Raw genomic sequence first — 6,706 nt, forward strand, 5'->3', positions numbered from 1 at the left:
ATTCTAAAACTGGTTACCTTGAGGGGTCTTACCCTCAATTCGCCAGCAGTATCCTCTAAGAAGTCGGGAATCTTGTTAGTAATCTGTTACTACCCAAGATTATGCAGTTGTTCCTGATATACTTCCGGCGTGTTGCTATCTAATAGCACAGCCGGAGTCTCAAATTTCACTTGATGAATTACTGGATAAAATTATCTGATAATTTGGCGTAAACATAAGGTTTCTTTATCGATATTTTGTAAGTGCGTAGGCGCAGCCCGCTGTACATTGGTGTCAACTTAAGATAAAAGCCAGTCTAGACACAGCCTTTAAAGATTCTCTCATTTGTCTCGTTCCCAGTCTCTGACTGGGAATGCCTACTGGAGGGCTGCCGCCTTCCTTACTCGCGGCAGAGCCGCAATGAGGTGCATTTCCAGCCTCTGGCTGGAAACGAGGTTTTAAAGGAGTTTTAGCTTAAGTTGACACGTATGCCCACCGTAGGCATCGCATCCCATAACTAAATAACAATGGATGCCCGATTTTACCTTAATCCTAATGCACTCTACATGAGAATGGTACTTAACTTAAGCAAAAGTTTCTACCCAGATCCCCGACTTCTTGAAAAAGTCGGGGATCTAAATCCAGATTCAGGAAGTTACATTCCACTCTACATTACTCCCAAATCTAAGATTACTTACCATCGTCATCTATACGGGGTTAGATTCTACAGCAGTTGAATTTTCTAACTAGGGTTGTATATACAGGACTTGCCACAAAATAATTTAATATTCCAATATTACCTAATTTCTGAATAATAATACTTAAGCAAATAAAATCTATCTAAAGATACCAATTTGAATGATTATAGAATTACCTTAAATTATAGAATATACCAGGGAACTCTTAACAGGCTTGAAAGTCTCTTGGTGTCAGTGTTTTATGATTAGCTTATGTCAACCGCTACCTGGCAACTGCTATAAATACCAGTACTGTTCAAATTGAGGTAGTCCTAAATAATTCTTATAATCCCAGCAAAATTTCCAAATCTGAAGACCAATAAAACTAATGTCTGGTGACAAACTATTACTCGAAATATATTCAGTAATTACGCAAAATTATGAAATAACATAGGCGCATTTACGGAGCGTCTCGTTGGCGCGGTCTCTCGTAAAGAAGAGAGGTGGCTGGCCCCAAAGCTCTTGCAGAAGTCCTAATATTGTGAAACGATAGCTTGTAACTTGCTGATACAAATGCAACTAGCCTGTCTCTCGGCTCACTTCAGAAAAAGTACTGGTACTAGTAACGATCATGACGCGATCTCCAAATTCAGGAAACAATCAGGAACCATCTAATCGTCGTCTGTGGCTCCTGATTTTAGGACGTACCAGCTTGGCTCTGAGTGGGGTTTTGCTGGTTGGAATTATAGTTGGTGCTTGGTGGGCTAGAAACTATGTATATAATGATTTAGCACCGTTAGTGCAGCAAAATCTTCAGCAATTGCTTGGGCGTACAGTAAAAGTTGGGAAAGTTGAACGTTTTTCGCTCTCTAGTCTGAGATTTAGCTCTCTATCGATACCAGCAACTCCCACCGATCCAGACCAGGTGGTAGCAAAAGCTTTGGAGGTGCAGTTCTCGCCGTTGCAACTTCTCTTCACCCGAAAGCTGGTATTAAATGTTACGTTAGTTCAGCCCAGTGTCTACATTCAACAGGATAAAGATGGTCGTTGGGTGACAGCCCAAGTTAAGGCTGGGGAGAAACAAGGCTTTATTCAAACTGATTTGGAGACACTTCAAATTCAAGATGGCAATGTCGAGTTGATGCCATTCGCCGCACCAACTAAACCGAAAGGCTCAGTAATATTAGCTCAAGTTGGTGGTATTGCCCGATTTTCCGATCAAAATCAAAGGATCGGTTATGACATAAATGCTCAACTCACTAGGGGAGGCGCTGTTAAAATCGTTGGCGAAACACAACTAAAAGCTCAACAAACTAGCCTCCAACTTCAAGCACAAAATTTACAAGTATCAGAGGTCAGTCGATTAATTCAGTTGCCAATTGCCTTGCAAGCAGGGTATTTAAATGCTGACTTAGGGGTTCAGATTCCACCCAAACTGTCAGAAATAGCGATTACGGGAACAGCTACAGCTAATCAAGTCACTGCTAAAATTCAAAATATTCCTCAGCCGATTTCTAATTTTAATGGGAGATTTATATTTCAAGGTCAGACAGTTGCTTTAGATAATCTGAGTACGAATTTTGGCAAAGTTCCCATTCTGGCAAATGGCACAATTAATACTCAAACAGGTTTTAATATCTCTGCTCAGATAAAACCTGTTAGTGCGAAAAATATCTTAGAGACATTGAAAGTAAATTCGTCAGTCCCAGCTAGTGGCGAAATTCAAGCAAATATTCAGGTACGCGGCCCACTTGGGCAACCAGTCCTCAGCGGTACTCTAAGCAACACAAAACCTATTCAAGTTGACCGCGTTCAATTTAAAACCGTCAATACTGATTTCCGTTTGAATGTATCTAAAACTGCATCTCAACTTGCCGTCTCCAATCTGAAAATAGTCCCCGCAGCAGGTGGTCAAATCACAGGAGGCGGTCAAGCTAATCTGGGAACCAAAGACAAAGTAATATTTAATGCTCAAGTTGATGGTGTATCAGGGGATATACTAGCACGCAGCTATGGCGTTACTCTACCGATCGCAGTTGGGAATGTTTCAGCAAAAGCCCAAATTTCTGGCTCACTTAGCAAACAGCCGTTGAAACTTGATATTAGTAGTGTTCAAGTAACGCCGCCAGCCGGAGGACAAATCACAGCCAGTGGTCAAATTCAACTGGCTCCTCAAGGTGAGGTAGGCGTAGATATTCAAGCTCGAAATTTACCAGGAAATGCGATCGCTCAAGGTTATGGTATTTCAACTCCGATTCAGGTTGGTGGTATATCTGCGAATGCCAAAATTTCCGGTTCTCTAGGTAGACCGTTAAACGTCAATGTTGCTCGCGTTCAAGCTAATCCAGAGGTGGGAGGACAAGTTACAGCTAGTGGTCAACTTCAGCTTGCACCCCAAGGGAGAGTATCATTTAATGTGCAAGCAGAAAATTTACCAGGGGATGCGATCGCCCGAGCCTACAAAACTTCACCCGGCATCACCATTGGGAATGTGTCGGCAAATGCTAATATTTCCGGCACTCTGAGCAATTTGCAAACAGTAGCGCGGGTACAAGCGCCTACCGCCACCTATCCCACTACCGGACGAATTGTTGTTGCCAAACAAGGAGAAAATATCCTTTTCCCCGATGCGGTTTTGAACGTGGCAGGTGGGACAATCGTGGCTCAAGGTCAACTTGCACAACAACGCTGGCAAGGGGTTGTCAAGACTTCGCAAATTCAACTCAACCGTTTCTCACCACAACTACGAGGACGACTCAATAGCAATATTCAGTTATCAGGCACAACAAAATCTTTCCAGCTTGCAGATATTCGCGCCGCCGGACAAATCAACCTTCCCCAAGGGATAGCGCTGCTGGCAAAACCGCTCACCGCTCAATTTAAGTGGGATGGACAGCAGATTATAGTTGAAAACGCAAGTACCCCAGGATTGAGTGCTAATGGTGCGATCGCTATTCAGTCTCCACCAACTGGCGCACCCCAAATTGCGGGATTTAATTTAAATGTACTGGCGCAGAATTTCAACTTAAAAAATACTGGCTTCAAAGTTCCTGGTGATGTAGCAGTAGCGGGGCTAGTTGATTTTAATGGAAAAGTTACAGGTACTCCAGATGTACCGCAAGCTAATGGCAATATCCGGCTGCGGAATTTCCAGGTTAGTAACTTGGCATTTGACCCACTTTTAACTGGAAACGTGAATTTTCAAGGGGGACAAGGGGCAAGTCTGCGATTAGCTGGGAAGCAAGATAGGATTGCACTTAACCTGGGTGCAGATTATCGCCCAACTTCATTTTTAGTCCGACGCGATGGCGCAGTTACCACGGGCAGAACTGAGGGAGATAACTTGCTCATCAACGCCCAAGAGTTTCCCATCGCTCTGATTGGGGGCTTTTTACCTAACAATCAATTGAAACCACTGGCGGGGCAATTATCAGGAAATTTAGTTGTCAATCTAAATAATTATGCAGTTGCGGGAGACATTGCGATCGCAGCGCCTCGTGTTGCTAGAGTTGCAGCCGATGAATTTCGCGGCACGATCAATTATGCCGATGGTACTGCTAGCTTGGCTAATGGTCAATTGCGGATTGGAGATAGCAACATCGCCCTGAGTGGAAATGTGCAAACAGGGAATGACCCGCAATTTCAATTTCAAGCTAATTTTGATCAAGCTAAAATCCAGAGACTTTTACAAGCGTTCAATATCTTCGGCTTTCAAGACTTTAGTACCGGGTTGCAGCCTCCGAAGTTGGCTAAAGCAGAAGTACTTAACACTGAATCTATCAGTTTGCCCGATGCAGATTTGAAAACACAGTTAGCATATTTCTCAAAAATTACCGCATTGGCAGCAAAACAACAGCAAGTAGAGACAAAACAAACCCCATCTTTGCCCACCCTTGCAGAATTAACGGGTGCTTTAAGTGGAGCAATTACAGCTAATGGCTCGTTAAAATCTGGGTTGAATGTCGGCTTTAATTTTCAAGGTGCCAACTGGCAATGGGGTGAATACTCTATTAATCAAGTCATTGCTCAAGGCACTTTTGCCGATGGTATCGTCACACTTTCGCCTTTGAGTGTTGGGATAAATCAAGGACTAGTAGCGTTTTCAGGACAGTTAGGAACTGAGCAACTATCTGGAAAGTTGAATGTAGCAAGTTTACCTTTATCACTTTTAGAGCCTTTTATTCAAAAATACCCCATAGATATCACTGGGAAAGTGAATGCTGATGCCACATTAGCAGGTAGTTTAAAAGACCCTAGTGTTAAAGGGCAAGTAGCGCTGGCGGATGCGACTCTTAACAAACGACCTGTGCAAACAGGACAGGTGAACTTTGATTACAACAAAGCTCGCTTGAATTTTGATAGTACCTTATTAGTTACAGGAACGCAGCCAGTTGCGATTAAAGGTAGCGTACCTGCTCCGTTACCTTTTGCGGCAGTGCAACCAGATAGCAATCAAATCAGCATCAACGCCAATGTGCAGAACGAAGGATTGGCACTGTTAAACGTGTTTACCAATAATCAAGTCGCTTGGGTAGACGGTCAAGGGAAAGTAGATTTAAACATTCAAGGTACTTTAAACGAACCAATTATCAACGGCAATGCCACACTTAATAATGCAACTTTTAGCGCTCAAGCTTTATCTGATCCCCTAACGAATGTCACAGGAACAGTGCAATTTAATGGTAAAACGCTGAATGTCGAAGGTATCCAAGGCACTTACAATAAAGGGCAAGTGAGTGCATCAGGCATCCTGCCAATTTTTACTCCTGGGCAAGCCGCAGCGAATCCCCTAACAGTATCAATAGCAGACAAACTCAATTTTAAGCTTGCAGGATTGTATCAAGGCGGTGTCGGCGGCGATGTCGTGATTCGCGGAACAGCGTTAAAACCTGTAATTGGTGGAGAGATTAAACTGAGTAATGGTCAGGTGATTATTGGAAACTCGGCTACTGCTAATAAAAAATCAGCAGCTACAGCTGAAGCTAATGCTAACGTCATAAACAGAGAAGAGGTTAACGCTAACGTCACACCTACGGCAGAGAATAGCGCTAACCCAGTGATTACAGCCAAGAGTAGCACCACTAGCGCAGTCACTCCACCCAATTTACCTATAGAGTTTGCAGATTTAAAGTTGACTTTAGATAAGGGTATTCGTGTTACCACTCAGTCCCTATTGAGCTTTGTACCAGGAGGAGCCGCATTGAGTCAGCCCCTATTGAGCTTTGAGGCTAAAGGCGACTTGACCATTAATGGTACATTAGCCAAGCCGCTTCCTGAAGGAGTCATTCGTTTGACAGGAGGAGGACTGAGCTTATTTTCCACTCAGTTCGCCTTGGCGCGGGGCTACGAACAAACTGCGCGGTTTATTCCTAGTCAAGGACTTGACCCGACCCTAGATGTGCGACTTACCGCAATTGTACCGGAAACATCGGCAAGGAACACTCAAACTTTGGAATCACCATTGTCTTCTGAAGTCAGCGATGTTTCTGTAAACAACTTTGGGACTTTAAATAGCGTTACCGTTCAAGCCAGGGTGAACGGGCCAGCTAGTGAATTGAGCGACAATCTGGAACTGACGAGCGAACCCAGCCGTAGTAAGGGAGAGATAGTTGCTCTGTTGGGTGGCTCAATTCTGAATTCTTTCGGTCAAACAGATGCAGGCCAAGGGCTGACTAATTTCGCTAGTTCGACCATTTTAAGTGGTTTACAAGGAACGATCACTGCGATCGGACAGGCTATTGGTTTCAGTGAGTTTCGGATATATCCGACTCCATCTACTAGTAGTAATAAAGCAGCGATCGCTTCAGTTCTTAATTTATCAGCAGAAGGTGTGTTTGACATCAATAGAAATGCATCTGTTTCTTTATCACACGCTCTTTCTAACAATGATGACTCTTTCCTTTACAATGTGCTCTATCGAGTCAATGACGAAATTCTCATCCGAGGCTCAACTAATTTGGGAGATGAAAATCAATTCCAAGTTCAGTATGAAACCCGATTTTAGATCAATACAGTTTAATGAAAGGGAATAGGGAATAGGGAATGGGGAA

The 6,706-nt window shown here is 43.4% G+C and carries 1 protein-coding gene; it reads left to right on the forward strand.

The genetic code is table 11. The annotated features are described in order from the left end of the window. Positions 1 to 1,287: 1,287 nt before the first annotated feature. Positions 1,288 to 6,660 carry a translocation/assembly module TamB domain-containing protein gene (locus HWQ41_RS26955; protein WP_292769989.1) on the forward strand — a complete coding sequence of 1,791 codons (5,373 nt, stop codon included), beginning with the start codon at positions 1,288 to 1,290 and terminating at the stop codon, positions 6,658 to 6,660. Positions 6,661 to 6,706: the final 46 nt, after the last annotated feature.

This window comes from Nostoc sp. NOS(2021) (genome assembly GCF_017115025.1).
Lineage (GTDB): Bacteria > Cyanobacteriota > Cyanobacteriia > Cyanobacteriales > Nostocaceae > Nostoc.

What these genes read in the sequence shown, in the direction of transcription:
- HWQ41_RS26955 (WP_292769989.1), top strand. Translation starts at nt 1,288, where the DNA reads ATGACGCGATCTCCAAATTCAGGAAACAATCAGGAACCATCTAATCGT.